We start from the raw sequence: 20,631 nt of genomic DNA, 5'->3' as shown, positions 1-20,631 counted from the left end.
ATCGCCCAGATGAATCGCTCACCCGATAAAATCATCGCGCTGATATTTTTACTGATTAGCCTGTTGGTGTTGTGTTTAGCCCTCTGGCAAATCGTTTTATAACGAGGTGACGCCATGCAAAAAAGAGGGTTGGACAAAATTTTTTATCAGGTTGTCCTGATAGCAATCATCCTGATTTTACTGACTATCTGGATACGATAAGCTGCTGTTGGCGAGCCCCGCTTAAAATAAGAATCGATGTAGTTGTTCTTTTTATGGCGGGGCGCTATTTTCATGGTATCCCACATCAGAAGGGCAATATCATGAATAATCGTCGTGGTTTAACCGCCGTCCTGGCGACGTTGATTACGTTTTCCCTGAGCGCTACGCCTGTGCTGGCGAATCCGGGAAATGGCAATGGCGGCGGACATGGTAATAACGCGGCTAATCAGGGTAATAACGGTAACGGACATAAAGGAAATGCCGGGCAAAAAACGGAACACCGTAAAAATGGCGGTAAACCGGATCACGTCGAGTCGGACATTAGCTATGCTGTCGCCAGGCAACTGGCAGTGAATTTAGGGCTGACGGGTTATCAGTCTTTACCTCCGGGGATTGCGAAAAATCTGGCGAGAGGAAAACCGCTGCCGCCGGGAATCGCTAAAAAAACGGTGCCGGCGTCTATGCTAGGACAATTACCTTATTATCCGGGCTATGAGTGGAAAATCGTTGGGGATAATCTGGTGCTGATCGCGCTCAGTACCGCGGTGGTCACGGCGATTATTAATGGCGTATTTGATTAAGAGCCTATCCCACCAGGCGTTATTGGCGCAGCCAGTTTGGACACGGACAGCGCGCAAAAACCGGAGCGTACACGTAGTACGTGAGGATTTTCTGCCCAGGACCAAAATGGCAAGTAAAATAGCCCCATTAAATGGGGCTATTTAGCCGCTTCAGGGCGTTATTTATGCGCGCTGAGAATCCAGCAGTTCATTATTTTTTACTACTTCCTGCGCTTTGGTATAACTTTCAATCAGTAGCTGATAGGCCGGGAATATTTTGGTATATACATCCGCCCATTCTGCGGCATCTTCCCTATTCCAGGTACGTTGCAGCTCAGAGGCTACCGCCGCGGTATCCATTGGTACTACGCCCGCCTGCACCACGCGGGCCATCGTAATTTCCTGCGCCATTTTACTGTACGTACCGGAGGCATCAATTACCGCAAATACCTTGTAACCTTCCGCGACGGCGCTGATGGCTGGAAAAGCCATGCAGACACTGGTAATAGTACCGGCGATGATCAGCGTTTTACGGCCTGTCGCTTTTACCGCTTGTACAAAATCGGCATTATCCCAGGCATTAATTTCCCCTTTACGCGCGACATATTGCGCGTGTGGCGCATTCGCATGGATTTCCGGAATCAGCGGACCATTCGGTCCCTGTGGTACGGATGCGGTAGTAATGACCGGCATATTGCATAAGGTAGCGATCTTAGCCAGCGCCGCGGCGCGCGCGCGTAATTCCGGCATCGGCATGTCGCCGACGGTCTGAAACAGGCCACTTTGGTGGTCAATCAGCAGCATTACTGCGTCGTTAGCATCAATGGCAGGGCGTTGACCGTTAAAATTCGCGGGTGTAGACATAATTCATTCCTTGTTGTTGCCTTTCACTGATAATCACTATCAGTGTTAAAGTCATTAATCGCCGGGGCGATTTCCGTTTTTAAGCTGATGACAGTAATCCGTTGCCGATTTTGGATTACCCTGTTGAGTTCTTTCTGAAGGAATATTCATCGGCATCACCTTCAGTCGATTTACTTTCACGCGAATCTGTTATCACAACAATATTCATATTATGAATAAATGTTTCTATTTTACATGTCAGAGAGGATTATTGATTGAAAAAACAGGCAATATCCCTACAAATTGTTTCTGATAGATAGTTTTAAACTTATTTAGTATAAATTTGAAATAGTTCAATTTAAGGATTAACTTATTTATATTTAAATAATATAAAGCGTAGCTTAAATATTAAGTGGGAAGCGTGCTGACATTAAGTATGGCTACTGTAACTCTTAATAAATTGAAAACTATCCCTACATGACGAGTGCTGCTTTTTTGGATATTACAAGCCATTATAGAGAACACGTTCAATAAAACCCTGTCTTTCATATGATATAGATTGTCAGGATATATTTTTTCATGATTTATATATGAGATATTAAAGCGTAGTGGCACAGTAAATTTGGCCACCTGATTAAAGGTGATATTCTCACCTCAACACAAAACAGGTGACTTAACGAACAAGAAAACCAAACGTACTTTCACCCCTGAGTCTGCTATAATGAGAAAAGCGACGTCTACGCTTACCTGTTAATGTCTTATGCCTCTCGCTCTTCTATATGATTGGTATGTGCAGGGGACAATCCATGTCCTGCTACGCAGCCACAGCATCAGACTATACTCAGTGGTGTCTATTAACCCTCTCCAACTACGTTATGTTTTGGCATGGTAACAATGCGATGTTATGGATAATTAACGATAATATTGAATTTAATCCAGAAATGAATCGCCTGGCGTCATTATCGAGGCCAGATCTCAACATTATTCTGACAACGCCCGCCAGCCGTTGCTTGCGCCTTCTGCTGGAAAACGCCCCCTCTGTCGTCTCACAACAAACATTCTTTCAAAAAGTGTGGGAAGAAGACGGCATGGTGGTGTCGGCAAATACGCTTTATCAGAATATCTCCATTATTCGCCGCGGATTACGTACCGTTGGCGAAAATGAAGATACGCTGATAATCACGGTTCCGCGTAGAGGCTTTCAGATTGAGCCTGGCGTGAGCATCATGACCATCCGCAAAGACTTCGCTCAGACAATAGAAAAAAAGGGTGAGACGCCGCCGCGTATGTCAGGGCGTTGGTTTAAACATTATGTACCTGTACTTTGGATGACCGGGACATTTGCTGTCGGTATTTTGCTTGGCACTATAAGCTGGCAAACCGTTCCCGATAAGGATTTTTATGATCGCTACACGCTGGTTGAAACAACGCAGGGTTGTCATTTTTTCTCGCGGAATGAAGATATCGAAAGCGGTAGCCGCTTTGCAGGCTATAAGTCAATGATTCTAAAAACCGGTATGGATTGTCAGAAATACCCATGGGTCTATTTTCCTTCCAGCAGTCGCACCCCAGCGGTTACGGCATTGATTTGTCAGCAACCGTATAAAACGCGCGGCGATACAGGCTGCGTGACGCTTTTTTTCCGCGGGGTGACACATGGGTAAAAAGGCACTGATGTTAGCCTGCCTGACGCTACTGTTTCTGGGAGTAGGGCTTGGGCATCTTGTTCATTTATATACGGAAAAGAACCGGGATCCAGAGAAATGTACGGCGCCTGTGATTGTGTTTTATAACAACACTCAGGCTAACCTGACGCTGGACTTTATGTATTCGCTGAAAAAACGCACTGGGGTGGTTTCCATCAGCGGAACGTATTACGTCGATAATAAAATGAGCGGCGTGATCCGCCGTGATGTTTCCTATGTATGGAGTGAAAATAAAGACAGCACCCATTTTATATCGACGGATATCAACAAAGTCACGCGTGACGAAACACTGTCCGATGCGGTTATCGAGACGGTTTTACCCGATTTTTATGTCTATCCAGGGAAAAGTATCAGTTACACCATCCTGACTCAGGGCCATCGTGGCTTTATGTTCACTATCGGGAAACGCCCGATATTTTTCTGTACACATTAAGCTGTTTTGGGAGCCGTTTATGGAACGTATCAGCCAAATGAAAGCGCTTCCGGGTAAAAGCCGCTGAAGATCAGCGGCTCTGTTGTTACCTGAATCAGAAACTGTATTTAACCCCCAGTAGGCCTTGGGTATTACTATAGCCCTGGTCACCTACCTGTTGCGCCACGTTACCCCATACGTTCAGGCGCGGGGTAATTTGCCCTTCAATGCCCACTTTCAGTTCACCAATATTTTTCGTACCACGCATATCGCTGCTGACATCGTCCATCTTCACGCTGGCAGGCTGCGTATTATGGATCCAGTTCGCTTCCACGAACGGCTGGAACTCTCGAGATTTATCGTTATCAATAGCGTTGTGGCCGTTAATATAGGCTTTTACGCCCATGCGGGTTAGCAGATTACCGGCGGTATCATCCTTCACGAGAGTACCATTGGCTTCGCGATTGTCGTCAGCCTGCACGCCCATCCATACCACCTGCGCTTTGGGCTGCAACCAGTAGCTTTGATGCGCGCTTTCACCTAACCTGAAGCTGTAACCGGCTTCAACCGAGGCGGTAATTCCTTTGGATTTATATTTCTCAGCGGCCTGATCCTGACCCATGACCTTGTTATCAAACCAGTTGTACAGCATCCAGGTATCCACATAAGCCCCAGACCGATCGATATTGTTAGCATACCAGGTGCCGTAAAGGCCGACGCTGTAACCGGTGACTTGACCACGGGAATGATAGTCACTCACGGACGACTGCGTGCGGTTCTGGCTGTTGGCATAACCTGCCATTGCACCAATATGCCAACGGTCAAGACCGTCAGTGCTCCACTGTGCCAGATCGCCTCCCAGTTGTAACACATAGCTGTTGATGCGGGTTTTTAGCTGCCCGCTGCCATCGTTGAAGCGAGTATGGGCGCCGACGTTACGCATCCACAGGCTGGTGACCTTCTTCTCACCCGTCAGCATGTCGGTGTACTGGGTTTCACCCAGACGGTCATGGAGACGCGTCATGAACAGCGTATTTGCCGCATAGTTGTTGGCAAGATAGCTGCCCACTTCCGGACGGAACTGATGTTCTGTTATCGGCGGTGTGTCAGATTGCCCTATGTCAGGAATTGTCGGATCAGGGATGACCGGGTCTACTGGCTCAGGGTCTACAGGATCAGGGTCCACCGGATCGGGAATGACAGGGTCAGGGATGACCGGGTCTACTGGATCAGGAATAATCGGTTCGTCCGGCTCAATGTAGCTGGTCAGATACCAGTTTTTACCTTTCTGCACCACGTTGTAGTCATAGGCTCCGGCAACAATACGGCTTGCTTTTTCGAAAGTACCGTTGGAATTGCCAGCAACGTTAACAATTTCAATACCTTCAATGGTTTGTGCCCCGGCTCCTCCAATATTATTTACTGCAACAAATGTGTTACCTGAAGTATTGCCGAGAACCTGCAGCCTGTCCGTTTCGGAATCATCATCGTTGAGCACAGTATTAAAGACCAGCTTACCGCCGTTGCCTACATAATCTTCATTGATGGTGAGCGTTTGCCATGGCTCGCCATCTTCATGGCTGAAGTTAATGGTTGCGCCACTATTCAGCGTCAGGTCAGTGAGCGTTGAGCTGCTGGTCATATTCCAGGTCGCATCGCTCATTTGTACAGAGATAACGCCTGTGCCCGCCGTAGCGCTGGTGATGTACGACGCCCCGTCCCATCGCGAGTTGTCCGTCATATTGAGTTTAATCGTACTGTTCTGCTGCGGTAGCGTACCGCTGGCAGCGGTGGCGCCAGCAGCACGAATATCACCGTCGATGACGAAACGTCCTCCTGAAGAACCGTCAACAATGCCGCCAGTCTCCGTGCTGATGGCGTAACTTTCGCTACTGTTATCGCCCGCCATAGTAATAGCCGCACCGCCTGCCAGATTAATGGCGCCTCGGGAGAGGGCGTATAAACCGGCAGGGGCTTTACTATAGGATGCAGCCTTACTGGCGCTGTTGACGCTAATAGTGGCATTATCTCCCAAATTAACGGTAGCGTTAGTTGCATATACCGCGTGTGCGCTGGCACCGTTCACCGTAATAGTAGCGTTGTTGCCAAGCTCGGTTCTGGAGGATGATGCTGCGTAAATCCCCGTTGAGGATGCGCCGGAGGTTTCGATGGTTGCATCGTCACCCAGACGAATCAACGAACCGCTTTGTCCGGTACGTAGCCCCTCCGAACTGTCGCCAGTAGTAACAATATGTGCACGATTGCCGACGACAATCGTATTTTTGGCACGTGACGCATCCCTCATGGCGTTGGCTGTAATTCCACGTCCCTGGCTACCGGTTGTTTTGATATACAGATCGTCGCCGACATAAATATTGGCCGATCCGGTCCAACCCTGGCCCAGTGAGTTATATCCGGCGTTAATACCGTCACCATCCTGACCATCCACGTAGATGCGGGTACGGTCACCGGTAATAATAAATACCGGGTTATCCGGAGTATTCGCGCCGTGAGTACGGATGCCATCGACGTCTCTACCATTATTCGCGGCATTCGCCGACTGCGTCCGAATGGTCAGGTCGTTGCCAAAAATCACGCCCGGACTTCCCGTCCCGCTGTTTTGAATAACCGTGACAGTGTGTTCAAACGCCTCCGCGCCCGGCCCATTAAGCGTGAGGCCATTGCCATAAACCGGGATGGTGCCGGTGTTCCACTGATAAACGTAGTTGGGCATGGTACCGACTTTGGTGAAACCGGTACTGGCCTGAGCGGGAATAATGGCCTGTAATTCCGGCGGCAACTGGCTGACTAGCCCACTGGATGGCAGACTATCAACGTCAACCCAGGCCGCTTGGGAGGAAAATACCATAGAGGCTAATGCTGCTGATACCGCTATGGCGATGAATGAGTAATTTTGGGGAGTTGGCATTCTGCCTCCTGCATTATGGCGTAAAGCGTCTTCCACATCGCAATAATATGGAAATAATAAAAATGGAAACGGATCTATAAAATATTTGATATTATTTTATGAATGCTATGCCCTAGCTTATTTTCAAGCCGCAGCTTATGCACATAAAGTTTCTTAATATCAATATTGTCAATATTTACAATCTGCTGAATACTTATTCCTGATACAAAGCGCTTCAGTAATATAAATTCCGTATAGTTAAGCGTTCGTCCACGTTTACTGTTGGCGAGCCGACCGGTAAACAAGCGGTGCATCTTTTGCTGTTGCACAATATCATCGTCATCGGAATAAATAATTCCTTGTATTTTATTGCTTTTCAAAATCCAGTAATTGGCCAGCGGAGTTAAACTTCTGTCAGAAATCAGGACAATATGCATGCCACTGTCTGCCAGACTGTCAGCCCATTGCAAATCGGTAAATCGTCGAAGATTCGGGAAAGAAAAATCAACAAAGATAAAACCGCTGGATAAATGGTTGTGTCTATCAAGCAATAACTTTTCAATAAACCCTTTTTTCAGGAAAGCATTACCATCTGGCCAGATGGAAAATGCCGCATTATGACAGTATTGCACCCGTACTGCGCTGTCAGGGAATAATTGACAGGATAAATCGCAACTAATGCAATGGACAATTTCTGAAGGCTTTCTCATCATCCTGAACGACTCCCGTCGATGTTTCTATTAATATTTCATTGGTAAATAAATGTGTCAATCCAGATAATATACAGTGCTACGACTGTCAAAAGTCGCGGATTATTGTCAGTGTCATAAACTCCTGGAAAGACCTAAAATACAGCTTTAAGGAGCCATGACAGATCCGACAGTCGTAATACATCATTTCGGATTTGTATTTCACCCATTGGGATTTTTATACATAATCTCCAATATCATAAAAAATCTTAAAACAGCACTATTTGCTAAATCATGAGAGTGATGAATAACGATTCTCAATACCATCTATCTGCTGCCTTCGTCACTATCGGGGTGATGTGATGAAATATAAAAGTAATTCCTGTAAACCTGTAATGAATTCTTATTATTAAAACCTAATTTAAGATTTTTTCTTTTATTGCATTGTTATTCAATGACTTATTGGTGACATTTGTGCTCTCGTCAACTTCTTATATACAAATTTAAGACTATTTTATAGAGACACATGTAAACTTTAAGAGGGTGTAATGCTAATGCCATGAGAAAATCTTGTAACTTAACGCCGGGAGTTATACCTTGCCAATAAGTTGATCTAACTTAATTCTGATCGTGACGGTCTGAGCAACCGACAGACTTATCGGTCGAAGCAACTTCAGCTTCTGGCTTCTCTTTTCAATTGCTCATCTGATGAAAACTCTTCCCCGGAGCACATTAGTGAGAAACAGAATGTGGTCAAACCTAATGTCTATAGATGTCGTCAGTCACCTCAGAAATATCCGCCTCCTGGCAGATATCTTTAACCGTTCGTCCGGCTTCGACCAACTTAATTACGGCGATGTTCTGATGCTCAGTGAGACGGACTTTACACATAGAGATTCCTTCGTCAGCAGATCGATTACGTGATCTCTAAATGTGAATAGCACGATTATGTGGAGTAATATGAGTACCTGGTATAAGAATGTATACGGATATTTTACTACTGAAATATAATAATGGGAGGGGTTACGAATAAACAGGACGTATGGAGAACAAGGGTATAAAGATGAAATGCTTGCAGTATCTAATAGATAACAATGAAAAATCAGGTAACTGAGAAACTATTCAATGTTTAGGATGATGTGACATTAAGTCATTCAGCCGCTACAGCACATTATCAGGATAATTTCGTCTGGATAAAACGGAGGAGTGAATCGCCACAGGTTTAACAGACACCGCAGAGTCATTTAAGATGACTTAAAGAGAGGAGCCCATGAGCGGTAAATGTTATCCCAAAGCGTTTAAAATTAAAGCGGTAAAACAGGTTATTGAGCGCGGCCATTCTGTTTCCAGCGTCGCAACACGTCTTGATATTACTACCCATAGTCTTTACGCCTGGATAAAGCCGCCACATTCACGACGGCATCATGTTGACCTGAATCTGACGGGGCATACAGGCAGTTCTGGCTGGAATCGGGCTGTGTTTATGGCTATCGCAAGATCTGTCTCGATCTGCGGGATATCAGGAACAATGCGGTGTAAGCAAAGTCTGGTGGTTGATGCAACGTGTGGGGATAAAGGCTCGGGTCGGATACCGAAGTCCACGGGCGCGTGGCAATTCATTTTATTTAGTTCAGAAGAGGCTAATTGGCGGAAGATCACAGGAGTCGAACCTGCCCGGGACCGCTGGCGGCCCCAACTGGATTTGAAGTCCAGCCGCCTCACCGGAGACGACGATCTTCCGCGCCTCGATTGCTACATGGAGGCGCGCGCATTATAGCTACTTCCTGGCGTTTCCACATCCCCTCCCGTGCTTTTTTAACTTCCCTTTCCTTCTGCCATGATCGGTTTCATGTAAATCCCCATAAAATCCATTAGTTACATTTCATCACACTTTTTGACGCTACCCTGATCACAGAAAACAAGAATCGTAATTTGATAACTAAATAACGGAATATTCACGCTCGCAGGGAAGGTTTACAAAAACTGTAACCGGTATCAGTGGGCGTTGTGAGCGTTAAGGATGCGTAATGAAAAGTGAGATTCTCTCCGTTAAGGAGAAGATTGGCTATGGTATGGGCGATGCCGCCAGCCACATCATCTTTGATAACGTCATGTTATATATGATGTTCTTCTATACCGATATTTTCGGCATTCCTGCTGGTTTTGTCGGCACCATGTTTTTACTGGCGCGTGCGCTTGATGCCATCTCCGACCCTTGCATGGGCCTGCTGGCCGACCGCACCCGCTCTCGCTGGGGCAAATTCCGACCCTGGGTGCTGTTTGGCGCGTTGCCGTTTGGTATCGTTTGTGTGCTGGCTTATAGCACGCCGGATCTCAGTCTGAACGGCAAAATGATTTATGCCGCCATCACCTACACGTTGCTCACCCTTCTGTACACTGTGGTCAACATCCCTTACTGCGCGTTGGGGGGTGTAATAACCAATGACCCAACGCAGCGTATCTCCCTGCAATCCTGGCGCTTTGTGCTGGCAACGGCGGGCGGAATGCTCTCTACCGTACTGATGATGCCTCTGGTGAAACTGATTGGCGGCGAGAATAAGGCGCTGGGCTTCCAGGGGGGTATCGCGGCGCTCTCGGTGGTGGCGTTCCTGATGCTGGCGTTCTGCTTCTTTACCACCAAAGAGCGCGTTGAAGCGCCTGCCACCCATACCTCCATGCGTGAAGACCTGCGTGATATCTGGCACAACGACCAGTGGCGCATAGTCGGCCTGCTCACCATCCTGAATATTCTGGCGGTATGCGTGCGCGGCGGGGCGATGATGTATTACGTCACCTGGATATTGGGCAAGCCGGGCGTGTTTGTCGCCTTCCTCACTACCTATTGCGTCGGCAACCTGATTGGCTCGGCGCTGGCAAAACCGTTGACCGACTGGAAATGCAAAGTGAGCGTTTTCTGGTGGACCAACGCTTTACTCGCAGTAATCAGCGTGGCGATGTTCTTCGTACCGATGCACGCCACGATCGCTATGTTCGTCTTTATCTTCGTGATTGGCGTGTTGCACCAGTTAGTCACGCCTATCCAGTGGGTGATGATGTCTGACACCGTCGACTATGGCGAATGGTGTAACGGCAAACGCCTGACGGGGATCAGTTTTGCCGGCACGTTGTTCGTGCTGAAACTGGGTCTTGCCCTCGGCGGGGCGCTGATTGGCTGGATGTTGGCAGGCGGCGGTTACGACGCGGCGGCGAAAACGCAAAACAGCGCCACGATCAGCATCATTATCGCTCTGTTCACTATCGTCCCGGCCATCTGTTATCTGCTGAGCGCCGCGATCGCTAAACGCTACTACACCCTGAAAAGCCCGTTCCTGAAAACCATTCTGGAACAACTGGCGCAGGGCGCACACCGCAACGAACAAGAATTTCCCCATAAAGAATTGCAGAACTAAAGGAACAGACTATGAAAATTAGCGACGGAAACTGGCTGATCCAGCCTGGCCTTAATTTGATTCACCCGGTTCAGGTGTTCGACGTTGAACAGCAGGGGAATGAGATGGTGGTCTATGCCGCGCCGCGCGATGTCCGCGAACGAACCTGGCAACTGGATACCCCGTTGTTTACCTTGCGCTTTTTCTCGCCGCAGGAAGGAGTGATAGGTGTACGGATGGAACACTTCCAGGGCGCTTTGGATAACGGCCCACATTATCCACTCAATGTCTTGCAAGATATCAACGTAGAGATGCAGAACAACGCCGAATTTGCCGAACTCAAGAGCGGCAGCCTGAGCGTGCGCGTCACCAAAGGCGAGCTCTGGTCTCTGGATTTTCTGCGCAACGGTGTACGTATCACCGGTAGTCAGTTGAAAAATAACGGCTATGTGCAGGACACCAATAGCGGGCGCAACTACATGTTCGAGCGCCTGGATCTCGGCGTGGGCGAAACCGTCTACGGGCTGGGCGAGCGCTTTACCGCGCTGGTGCGTAACGGTCAGACGGTGGAGACCTGGAACCGCGACGGCGGTACCAGCACCGAGCAGTCTTACAAGAACATCCCGCTCTATATCACCAACCGTGGCTACGGTGTGCTGGTAAACCATCCGCAGTGCGTGTCGTTTGAAATTGGCTCCGAGAAAGTCTCCAAAGTCCAGTTCAGCGTTGAGAGCGAGTATCTGGAATACTTCGTCATCGACGGCCCGACCCCGAAAGACGTGCTGAACCGCTATACCCAATTTACGGGTCGTCCGGCGCTGCCGCCCGCCTGGTCGTTTGGCCTGTGGCTGACCACCTCATTTACCACCAACTACGACGAAGCGACCGTTAACAGCTTTATCGACGGTATGGCCGAGCGCAATCTACCGCTGCATGTCTTCCACTTCGACTGTTTCTGGATGAAGGCCTTCCAGTGGTGCGATTTTGAATGGGACCCGGTGACTTTCCCCGATCCGAAAGGGATGATTCGCCGCCTGAAAGCGAAAGGGCTGAAAGTCTGCGTGTGGATTAACCCCTACATCGGCCAGAAATCCCCGGTCTTCCAGGAGCTGAAAGAGAAAGGATATTTGCTAAAACGCCCGGACGGCTCCTTGTGGCAGTGGGATAAATGGCAGCCGGGACTGGCGATTTACGACTTCACCAACCCGCAAGCCTGCGAATGGTATGCCGACAAGCTGAAGGGCCTGGTGGAGATGGGAGTGGACTGCTTCAAAACTGACTTCGGCGAACGCATTCCAACGGATGTGCAGTGGTTTGATGGTTCAGATCCACAGAAAATGCACAACCATTATGCCTACATCTACAACGAACTGGTGTGGAACGTGCTGAAAGAGACCGTCGGCGTTGAAGAGGCGGTGCTGTTCGCCCGTTCCGCCTCGGTGGGCGCGCAACAGTTCCCGGTGCACTGGGGCGGCGACTGTTACGCCAACTACGAATCGATGGCGGAAAGCCTGCGCGGCGGGCTTTCCATTGGCCTGTCAGGATTTGGCTTCTGGAGCCATGATATTGGCGGATTCGAGAATACCGCGCCGGCGCATGTCTACAAGCGTTGGTGCGCATTCGGCTTGCTCTCCAGCCACAGTCGCCTGCACGGTAGCAAATCCTACCGGGTTCCGTGGGCCTATGACGACGAGTCCTGTGACGTGGTGCGCTTCTTCACCGAACAGAAGTGCCGGATGATGCCGTATCTGTATCGGGAAGCGGCGCGCGCCAACGAAGCCGGTACGCCAATGATGCGGGCGATGATGCTGGAGTTCCCGGACGATCCGGCGTGTGATTATCTTGATCGCCAGTACATGCTGGGAGATGCGGTCATGGTAGCGCCGGTATTTAGTGAAGCGGGCGACGTGGAGTTCTACCTGCCAGAAGGCCGCTGGACGCACCTGTGGCGCAACGATGAAGTGCAGGGCAGCCGCTGGCATAAACAGCAGCATGACTTCCTGAGCCTGCCAGTGTACGTGCGTGACAATACACTACTGGCGCTGGGCAACAATAGCCAGAAGCCCGATTACGCCTGGCATGAGGGTACGGCCTTCCAGTTATTCCATCTGGATGACGGCTGCGAAGCGGTCTGCGAAGTCCCTGCTACGGATGGTTCGACTATCTTTACGCTGCAGGCGAAACGCACTGGCAATACCATTACGGTGAGCGGCGAAGGCGAGGCGCGCAACTGGACGCTGTGTCTGCGTAATATTACGCAGATTAGCGGTACTAAATGCGGCTCATATGCGGGAAGTGAACTGGGCGTAGTGGTCACCCCGCAGGGAAATGAAGTGGTGATTACGCTTTAAATCTGAATCGCCGGATGGCGCTGTGAGCTGCGCTTATCCGGCCTAAAAATGAGCAAGAACCGTAAGCCCGGTAAGCGCCACCGCCACCGGGCAAGCCCTCAATTACAGCGCTGGCTCCGTTGACGTAACTTCCCCGCCGGACACCACGCCCGCTTGCATCGTCTGCGTTATCTGCTGCTTTTGTGCGTTGACCGCGTGTAATTGCCCATTTACCGTCGGTTTCAACGGCGCATCGGCCTGAATATTGCCGCTGGCCGTGAGCTGAATATTGCCATCGCCAGCAATCGGTAATGTCGGCCAGCCCCACTGCTGTAGCACATCCATTGGTACGCCGCGTCCGTTCAGGCTGATTTGCGTCTGACGCTGCGGCAGTTGCGATACGCTGGCAGTGGCTTCCAGTATCCCTTTTCCAGTAAACGCGCTCAGATCGCTGATGTTGACTGTGCTGGCATTAGCCGTCAACGACAGCGACGGGCGGCGCACATCCACACGGTTAAAGGTTGCCGCTGCGGCGTTGAGGGTCGCATTGCCGCTCCAGACGCCCCATTGATGATGTTGTACCAGCTCCAGGTTTGCGCCGTAGCCGTCCAGAGCGGTGATTTGCCACGGGAAGGCTGGGTCGATATCAATCACCAGGTTGCGGCTGGCGCTGAATTTTTTCAGCGTCAGGCTGTTCAACCAGTCGGGCAACGGCTTCATCCATAACTGCTTCCAGTTTTCCGGCAGCGTGTACTCCAGCCCGGCGATAGCGGTATCGTCCAGAATAAGCGCTTTGCCTTCGCGTAACCAGGCGCCGGAAGTTCTGACCATACCGCCTTCCCAGCGGGTGGTGAACTGGCGTAGCGCAACGCCCTGTGGTGAAAATTCGGCGTTCAGGATTGGATCGAGCAAGTGCAGCGAGCCGTAAATAAACTCGCTGGCGTTCATCGATAATTTACCTTCCTGACTTTGCCAGTCTTCTTTGCGCAGAGTCAGATTGCGCAAACTCAGGTCAAGATCGGTGACTGCCCAGTCTGGTCCTTGCAGGCTGGAGTCCGTCACTTCAAGACGACCAATCTGCAAAGATGGAACCGTAGTAAGCGGCGCGAAAAACTCGCTCAGGGATTTATCGCTTTGTAACCGAATATCATTCAGCCGCAGATTTTCAACGACCCAACTACCGTCAGCGTTACGCCGGGCGACGCCGGTTAACGCTCCGCGCGCCATATCGGCGCCGACGGTGTTTAACATCACCTGATTATGGTCGATACTGCCTTCAATAAGCACATTCGTGGCGGGAACGTCGTTTAACGTCAGCGAACCAGCGCTCAGTTGGATCTGGGCTTTATTGCCCAATACCCGACCGGCTTCGGGGCGCCAGGGCATAACGCCGCCGTTAACGCGCTGGGCGCTCAACCGCCATTCGCTGCCGGGACTATTGAGCGCCATATTGCGAAGTTGCAGGCGGTCGGCCTCAAACGGGAAAGGGGCGGTTTGCACTGAAATATTCAGCGTGCCGTCCTGTAACAGAATCGTGTCGACATGCAGCGGCGCGGTTAACTGGCGAATGCTCAGACCGATATCTACGGTTTTCGCGACCAGGGTAGCAGGCTGACCATCACGACCAAAGGTCACATTCTCCAGTAAAAGATGGGATGGGGCGGAAAAACGATGATCCATCACGTCGAATGTGAGGTGATAACCGCTGTTCTCTGATACCCAGTTGCTGATGTGATCTGCGCCCCAGCGCGTTTGCAGCAGAAAATAAAAGCCGAAAATCACCACTAAACAGGCGATCAGCACATAGAGAAGCAACCTCCCAATCAATTTCATGGTCTTCCATCCCGTGAAATGCACATAGGGGATTTATGCACGATTTGCGTGCAATCCTCAAGACAGGAATGGTGAAAGAGCGTTACAGCAGCGGCGAATCGCGTCGCCGCCGCAGGGTTTTTACGGTTTTTCCGGCGGGAGAATCAGGTTCAACACGATAGCCGTGATGCCGCCAGCGGCAATTCCGGATGAGAGCAGATTTTTCACCCATTCCGGCGCGAACTGCAGGATCTGCGGCTGTTGCGAGACGCCAAGACCCACGGCCAGCGACAGGGCGATAATCAGAATCGCGCGGCGGTTCAGCGGCTCACGCGAGACAATACGCACCCCGGAGGCGGCAATGGTGCCGAACATCACTAACGTGGCGCCGCCGAGCACCGGTTCCGGGATATGCTGCACAAAACCGCTTACCGCCGGGAACAGGCCGAGCACAATCAGCATCAGCGCGACGACAAATCCCACATAGCGACTGGCGACGCCGGTCAACTGAATTACGCCGTTGTTCTGACCGAAACAGGAATTCGGGAACGTATTAAATACCGCTGAAACAAATGAGTTCAGGCCGTTAGCCAGTACGCCGCCCTTTAGCCGTTTCATATACAAGGGGCCGGATACCGGCTGCTCGGAGACATCAGAGGTGGCGGTGATGTCGCCGATGGTCTCCAGCGACGTAATCATAAAGACCAGCATCAACGGCAGTAACAGGTTCCAGTCAATGCCCAGACCATAATACAGCGGGGTCGGCACCATCAGGATGTCCTGCGAGACTGGCGCGTTATTCTCAGGCAACATGCCCATAAACCAGGCCAAAAGATAGCCTGCCGCCATGGCAATAACCAAAGAAGCCACGCGCAGGTAGGGATTACGCTGCCGATTCAGCAGGATAATAATGGCCAGGACGACGCCGGCCAGCAGCAGGTTTTTCGGTGCGCCAAAGGTGTTGTCGCTCATGGCGGCATAGCCGCCGCCGATGGAGGTTAGCCCCACCTGAATCAGCGACAGGCCAATAATCATCACCACGACGCCGGAGACTAACGGCGTGATAATCCGTCGCGCCAGATGTAGAATGCGAGAAAGCACCATCTCGGTGCAGCTTGCCAGCATCAGCGTGCCGAACAGCGCCGCCATCATCGTCGGGACGTCCGCGCCGCCGGTTTTCAGCGCGGTACCGCCCATAATCAGCGGGGCGACAAAGTTAAAACTGGTTCCCTGGATGGATAACAGCCCCGATCCTACCGGCCCCCACGCTTTGATTTGAATAATAGAGGCTACGCCGGAGGCGAACAGCGACATGCTGATAATGTGCTGCGTATCCTGCGCCGGTAAACCCAACGCCTGGCAGATTAACAGCGCTGGCGTGATTACCGCGACAAACATGGCCAGCAGATGCTGACAAGCGGCAAAAAGGGTTTGAGGGAGCGGCGGGCGATCTTCAAGACGGTAAATTAATTCGCTGTTTTGCGTCTGCGCAACCGGTTGCGCATCTGCCGGCTCGATGGCGTTAACGGACATCAGGGACATTCTCGTGGTGGAAAAGCGGTGATTTTATCTGACCAGGTGGTAAAAGCAAACGATTGCGAGCGAATATTCTTAATATTTAAAAAAGATAAATGCACCTTTTTATATAACTTTTTGCCTTTTTCTGCTTAAAATCCATGCCGAAGACTCGCAAAGAGCTAAAAAACTGACTCAGGAAATGATTTGTGCGCACATGTCACAGCGCACTACAGGAGCTTTAAATGTTTGAACTCGATACCTTATCGACCCTTGTCGCCGCCACGCTGGTGCTGCTACTGGGTCGCAAGCTGGTCCAGTCTGTCTCCTTACTGAAGAAATATACGATTCCGGAGCCGGTGGCGGGGGGGTTACTGGTCGCGGTTGCGCTGCTGGTGCTGAAAAAAAGCGTCGGTTGGGAGGTCAACTTTGATATGACCCTGCGCGATCCGTTGATGCTGGCGTTTTTCGCGACGATCGGCCTTAACGCTAACCTTGCCAGCCTGCGCAAGGGGGGGCGTGTTGTTGGCGTCTTCCTGGTAGTCGTGGTCGGATTACTGCTGATGCAGAATGCCATCGGTATCGGCATGGCGAGTCTGTTGGGGCTGGACCCGTTAATGGGGCTGATTGCAGGGTCAATTACGCTGTCCGGCGGACACGGTACCGGCGCGGCGTGGAGTAAACTGTTTGTCGAACGTTATGGTTTTGCCAATGCCACCGAAGTTGCGATGGCATGCGCAACCTTTGGCCTGGTGCTGGGCGGGTTGATTGGCGGCCCGGTAGCGCGTTATCTGGTGAAACACTCCACCACGCCGGATGGAATGCCTGATGATCAGGCCGTGCCGACAGCCTTTGAAAAGCCGGATGTGGGCCGTATGATCACCTCTCTGGTGCTAATCGAAACTATCGCCCTGATTGCTATCTGTCTGACCGTGGGCAAAATCGTAGCGCAGCTACTGGCGGGAACGGTGCTTGAACTGCCGGTCTTCGTTTGTGTGCTATTTGTTGGGGTGATCCTCAGCAATGGCCTGGCGCTGGTGGGTTTTTATCGCGTATTTGAGCGTGCTGTTTCGGTGCTGGGGAACGTGAGTTTGTCACTGTTCCTGGCAATGGCGCTGATGAGCCTGAAGCTGTGGGAACTGGCGTCGCTGGCGCTGCCGATGCTGGCGATTCTGGTGGTACAGACCATCTTCATGGCGCTGTACGCGATCTTCGTCACCTGGCGCATGATGGGGAAAAACTACGATGCAGCGGTGTTGGCGGCGGGTCACTGCGGTTTTGGCCTGGGCGCAACGCCGACCGCCATTGCTAATATGCAGGCGATTACCGACCGTTTTGGCCCCTCGCATATGGCGTTCCTGGTGGTGCCGATGGTCGGCGCGTTCTTTATCGATATCGTCAATGCGTTGGTAATCAAGCTGTACCTGCTGTTACCGATTTTCGCGCAATAATAGTTTGTACGGCGGCATTAAAGCCGCCGTGCTCACTAGGCGTTGGAATAACGTTCGGTTTCCGGCATCCAGCGCTCAATCAGCGCTTGTGCCTGCTGCGGATAACGTTCGTGAATATGACGGGCAATACGCTGAACTTCGGGGATCATGCCTTGATCGCGCAGAAAATCAGCTACTTTAAATTCGGCGTTACCCGTCTGGCGCGTGCCCAGTAATTCCCCCGGGCCGCGAATCTCTAAATCTTTTTGCGCAATCACAAAGCCGTCATTGCTGTCGCGCAATACCTGTAAACGCTTCTGCGCCGTTTTCGACAACGGCGATTTATAGAGCAGCACGCAGTGCGATGCGACCGCGCCACGGCCAACGCGCCCTCTGAGCTGGTGCAGCTGCGCCAGGCCCAGTCGCTCCGGGTTTTCAATAATCATCAGGCTGGCGTTAGGAACATCGACCCCCACCTCAATCACCGTAGTGGCGACCAGCAAATGCAGTTCACCCTGCTTAAAGGCCTGCATCACCGCCTGTTTTTCGGCGGGCTTCATGCGGCCGTGTACCAGGCCGATATTCAACTCCGGTAACGCCAGCTTGAGTTCCTCCCAGGTGGCTTCCGCCGCCTGCGCTTCCAGCAGGTCGGACTCTTCAATCAGCGTACAGACCCAGTAGGCCTGACGGCCTTCGGTTGTGCAGGCGTTGCGCACACGATCAATGATTTCATGGCGACGGGTATCCGGAATAGCAACGGTAGTGACAGGGGTACGGCCTGGCGGTAGCTCGTCAATCACCGAGGTATCGAGATCGGCGTAGGCAGTCATCGCCAGGGTGCGCGGAATAGGCGTTGCGGTCATAATCAACTGATGCGGATGAAAGCCCTGCTGCTGGCCTTTTTCCCACAATGCCAGACGCTGGTGGACGCCAAAGCGGTGCTGCTCATCGATAATGACCAGCGCTAGGCCGTTGAACTGCACCTGTTCCTGAAAGATAGCGTGGGTGCCGACAATCATCTGCACCTGACCGCTGGCAATAGCCTCTTGCTGCGCCTGACGCGCTTTACCTTTTTGCTTACCCGCCAGCCAACCCACTTCAACGCCCAACGGTTCGAACCAGTTGCGGAAATTATTTGCGTGCTGTTCGGCGAGCAGTTCGGTCGGCGCCATCAACGCGACCTGCTTACCGTGGGCAATAGCGCGCAAGGCGGCAAGCGCTGCAACCAACGTTTTACCGGAACCCACGTCGCCCTGAACCAGACGCATCATCGGCACATCGAGCGCCATATCGTGTTCGATCTCTGCCACCACCCGCGCCTGCGCGCTCGTGGGTTTAAACGGCAACGACGCCAGCAGATTGTCTTTCAATATGTTGTTGGTACTTAGCGGCTGAGCGTGATAGCGCTGCGCGCCTGCGCGAAGCGCCAGCATACTGAGATTATGCGCCAGTAGCTCTTCAAGAATAAGCCGCCGCTGCGCCGGGTGTTTGCCGGTTTCTAAATCGGCGAGCTGGAGCGTCGGCGGCGGGCGATGCAAGGTACGTAGCGCCTCCGGCAGGCTCATCATACCCTGCGCCAGTTCCGGCGGCAGTAGTTCGGCAATGGCGCAGGTGTCGAGCAACTCCAGCGCCTGATCGGTAAGCTTGCGCAGTGTCGCTTGCTTCACGCCCTCGGTGGTCGGATAGACGGGGGTGAGCGTTTCCTGAAGTTCCGGCGTGCTGAGATCGCCCTGCAGGCGATATTCCGGATGGATCATCTCTGCGCCATACTTGCCGCGCTTCGCTTCCCCGTAGGCCAGCACACGTCGTCCCGTCGCCAGGCTGTTTTTCATCGCCGCGTTAAAATTGAAAAAGCGCATGGTAAGAATGCCGGAACCGTCGCTAATCTGGCAGGTCATCATCCGACGACCGCCGAAAGTGATATTGCAGTTCAGCACTTCACCTTCAACGGTGGCGTAGATGCCAGGCAGCAGTTCGCCAATGGGGTACAGATGGGTACGGTCTTCGTAACGCAGAGGAAGATGTAATAGCAAATCCTGGACGGTATGCAGGCCAATTTTCGCCAGTTTACTGCTTTGCGCTGCGCCGACACCTGTCAGGGAATTGAGCGGAACAGCGTCTAACAAGCGGCCTGACATGGTGATTACCCTGCCGCCTGCATTGTCGCCCACCAGTCAGCATCGGCGTCGATTTCGCCCTGCTGATTGACGCGAGGATAAGGCAGACCTTTACGTTTAGCGACTTTCGCCAGCACCGGATAACCGCCCTCAAACAGCAGGCGCTGCTGTTCATCTTCCGGCAACATGCTATTTTCACGCAGATACATGCCCGCGTTCTGCCGCTGGCGCTGGGCTTCATAAAGAATGAGCGCGGAGGCGACGGAAACGTTCAGCGACTGTACCATGCCGATCATCGGAATGATGATGTCCCTATCCGCCAGGTCTAATGCTTCCTGAGTAATACCGGTTTTCTCCTGACCCATCAGAATACAGGTCGGGCGCGTGTAATCAATCTCGCGAAAGTCTACGGCCTTATCAGAAAGATGGGTTGCCAGAATCTGCATTCCCCGACCTTTCAAATGGGCTACCGCATCGCCAATGGTACGGTGAGTTTTCACCTGTACCCAACTGTTGCTGCCCGCCGCTGCGGAAGCCATGGTGCGCATCCGGCTACCAGGCCAGATGGCATGGACTTCATGGACGCCAACGGCATCTGCGGTACGAATGATTGCAGAAACGTTATGAGGTTTGTGGACTTGCTCCATGCAGACCGTGAGATCAGGCTGACGCCTGGCGAGCATTTCGCATATACGCGCATAACGTTTTGGATTCATAGC

Annotated in this window: 15 protein-coding genes, 1 tRNA gene and 2 pseudogenes; 9 read left to right on the top strand and 9 right to left on the bottom strand. The window is 51.7% G+C overall.

Going from position 1 to position 20,631, the window contains the following annotated elements:
• Positions 1–9 precede the first annotated feature (9 nt).
• From mgtR to cigR, 3 genes are all read left to right on the top strand, one after another.
• Positions 10–102, top strand: coding sequence for a protein MgtR (gene mgtR, locus NA389_RS15250; RefSeq protein ID WP_001082118.1), 93 nt, complete (start codon positions 10–12; stop codon positions 100–102).
• Between the two features lie 12 nt (positions 103–114).
• Positions 115–201 carry a magnesium transporter protection protein MgtU gene (gene mgtU / locus NA389_RS15245; RefSeq protein WP_252515021.1) on the top strand — a complete coding sequence of 29 codons (87 nt, stop codon included), beginning with the start codon at positions 115–117 and terminating at the stop codon, positions 199–201.
• 101 nt (positions 202–302) lie between these two features.
• Positions 303–782, top strand: coding sequence for an anti-virulence regulatory inner membrane protein CigR (gene cigR, locus NA389_RS15240; protein ID WP_001065324.1), 480 nt, complete (start codon positions 303–305; stop codon positions 780–782).
• 162 nt (positions 783–944) lie between these two features.
• Here cigR and NA389_RS15235 read toward each other — a convergent pair whose 3' ends face one another.
• On the bottom strand, positions 945–1,625 hold the full coding sequence (locus NA389_RS15235) for an isochorismatase family protein (RefSeq protein ID WP_000106461.1): 681 nt from the start codon (positions 1,623–1,625) through the stop codon (positions 945–947).
• A gap of 785 nt (positions 1,626–2,410) precedes the next feature.
• Between NA389_RS15235 and NA389_RS15230 the strand changes: the two genes are divergently transcribed.
• Entirely contained in the window at positions 2,411–3,268 is an 858-nt protein-coding gene (locus NA389_RS15230; protein ID WP_023229738.1) for a winged helix-turn-helix domain-containing protein, read from the top strand.
• 10 nt (positions 3,269–3,278) lie between these two features.
• Positions 3,279–3,743: a hypothetical protein gene (locus tag NA389_RS15225; protein WP_023213975.1), complete on the top strand. Its 465-nt coding sequence runs from the start codon at positions 3,279–3,281 to the stop codon at positions 3,741–3,743.
• Positions 3,744–3,837: 94 nt separating this feature from the next.
• Here the strand turns inward: NA389_RS15225 and misL are convergent, their stop codons facing one another.
• From misL to NA389_RS15210, 3 genes and pseudogenes are all read right to left on the bottom strand, one after another.
• Positions 3,838–6,651, bottom strand: a complete 2,814-nt coding sequence (gene misL, locus NA389_RS15220; RefSeq protein WP_071645422.1) for an intestinal colonization autotransporter adhesin MisL — start codon at positions 6,649–6,651, stop codon at positions 3,838–3,840.
• Positions 6,652–6,725: 74 nt separating this feature from the next.
• Complete coding sequence (locus NA389_RS15215; protein WP_000984803.1) at positions 6,726–7,343, bottom strand: helix-turn-helix transcriptional regulator; 618 nt, start codon at positions 7,341–7,343, stop codon at positions 6,726–6,728.
• A 756-nt stretch (positions 7,344–8,099) separates the two neighbouring features.
• Positions 8,100–8,210: pseudogene (locus tag NA389_RS15210) on the bottom strand (transposase); the annotation flags it as partial.
• Between the two features lie 379 nt (positions 8,211–8,589).
• On the opposite strand from NA389_RS15210, the pseudogene NA389_RS15205 reads away from it, so the two are divergent.
• Positions 8,590–8,950 (top strand): annotated as a pseudogene (locus tag NA389_RS15205) (transposase); the annotation flags it as partial.
• A gap of 14 nt (positions 8,951–8,964) precedes the next feature.
• On the opposite strand, the gene NA389_RS15200 reads toward NA389_RS15205, so the two are convergent.
• Positions 8,965–9,059: transfer RNA gene (locus tag NA389_RS15200), tRNA-Sec, on the bottom strand.
• 287 nt (positions 9,060–9,346) lie between these two features.
• Here NA389_RS15200 and NA389_RS15195 point away from each other — a divergent pair.
• Positions 9,347–10,729, top strand: coding sequence for a glycoside-pentoside-hexuronide family transporter (locus tag NA389_RS15195; protein ID WP_000834258.1), 1,383 nt, complete (start codon positions 9,347–9,349; stop codon positions 10,727–10,729).
• An 11-nt stretch (positions 10,730–10,740) separates the two neighbouring features.
• On the top strand, positions 10,741–13,059 hold the full coding sequence (gene yicI / locus NA389_RS15190; protein ID WP_000703011.1) for an alpha-xylosidase: 2,319 nt from the start codon (positions 10,741–10,743) through the stop codon (positions 13,057–13,059).
• A 102-nt stretch (positions 13,060–13,161) separates the two neighbouring features.
• On the opposite strand, the gene NA389_RS15185 is transcribed toward yicI, so the two are convergent.
• The gene (locus tag NA389_RS15185) at positions 13,162–14,871 is read right to left on the bottom strand and encodes an AsmA family protein (RefSeq protein ID WP_000766647.1); all 1,710 of its coding nucleotides are present in this window, start codon (positions 14,869–14,871) and stop codon (positions 13,162–13,164) included.
• A 120-nt stretch (positions 14,872–14,991) separates the two neighbouring features.
• The gene (xanP, locus tag NA389_RS15180; protein WP_000115428.1) at positions 14,992–16,383 is read right to left on the bottom strand and encodes a xanthine/proton symporter XanP; all 1,392 of its coding nucleotides are present in this window, start codon (positions 16,381–16,383) and stop codon (positions 14,992–14,994) included.
• A gap of 227 nt (positions 16,384–16,610) precedes the next feature.
• Between xanP and gltS the strand changes: the two genes are divergently transcribed.
• Positions 16,611–17,816, top strand: coding sequence for a sodium/glutamate symporter (gltS, locus tag NA389_RS15175; protein ID WP_000462249.1), 1,206 nt, complete (start codon positions 16,611–16,613; stop codon positions 17,814–17,816).
• Between the two features lie 35 nt (positions 17,817–17,851).
• Here the strand turns inward: gltS and recG are convergent, their stop codons facing one another.
• On the bottom strand, positions 17,852–19,933 hold the full coding sequence (gene recG, locus NA389_RS15170) for an ATP-dependent DNA helicase RecG (protein ID WP_000016755.1): 2,082 nt from the start codon (positions 19,931–19,933) through the stop codon (positions 17,852–17,854).
• A gap of 5 nt (positions 19,934–19,938) precedes the next feature.
• Positions 19,939–20,628, bottom strand: coding sequence for a tRNA (guanosine(18)-2'-O)-methyltransferase TrmH (gene trmH, locus NA389_RS15165; protein ID WP_001068436.1), 690 nt, complete (start codon positions 20,626–20,628; stop codon positions 19,939–19,941).
• Positions 20,629–20,631: the final 3 nt, after the last annotated feature.

It is taken from the genome of Salmonella sp. NW645 (assembly GCF_051703725.1).
Classification (GTDB): Bacteria; Pseudomonadota; Gammaproteobacteria; order Enterobacterales; family Enterobacteriaceae; genus Salmonella; species Salmonella enterica.
This window is presented reverse-complemented; position numbering and strand designations above follow the sequence as displayed.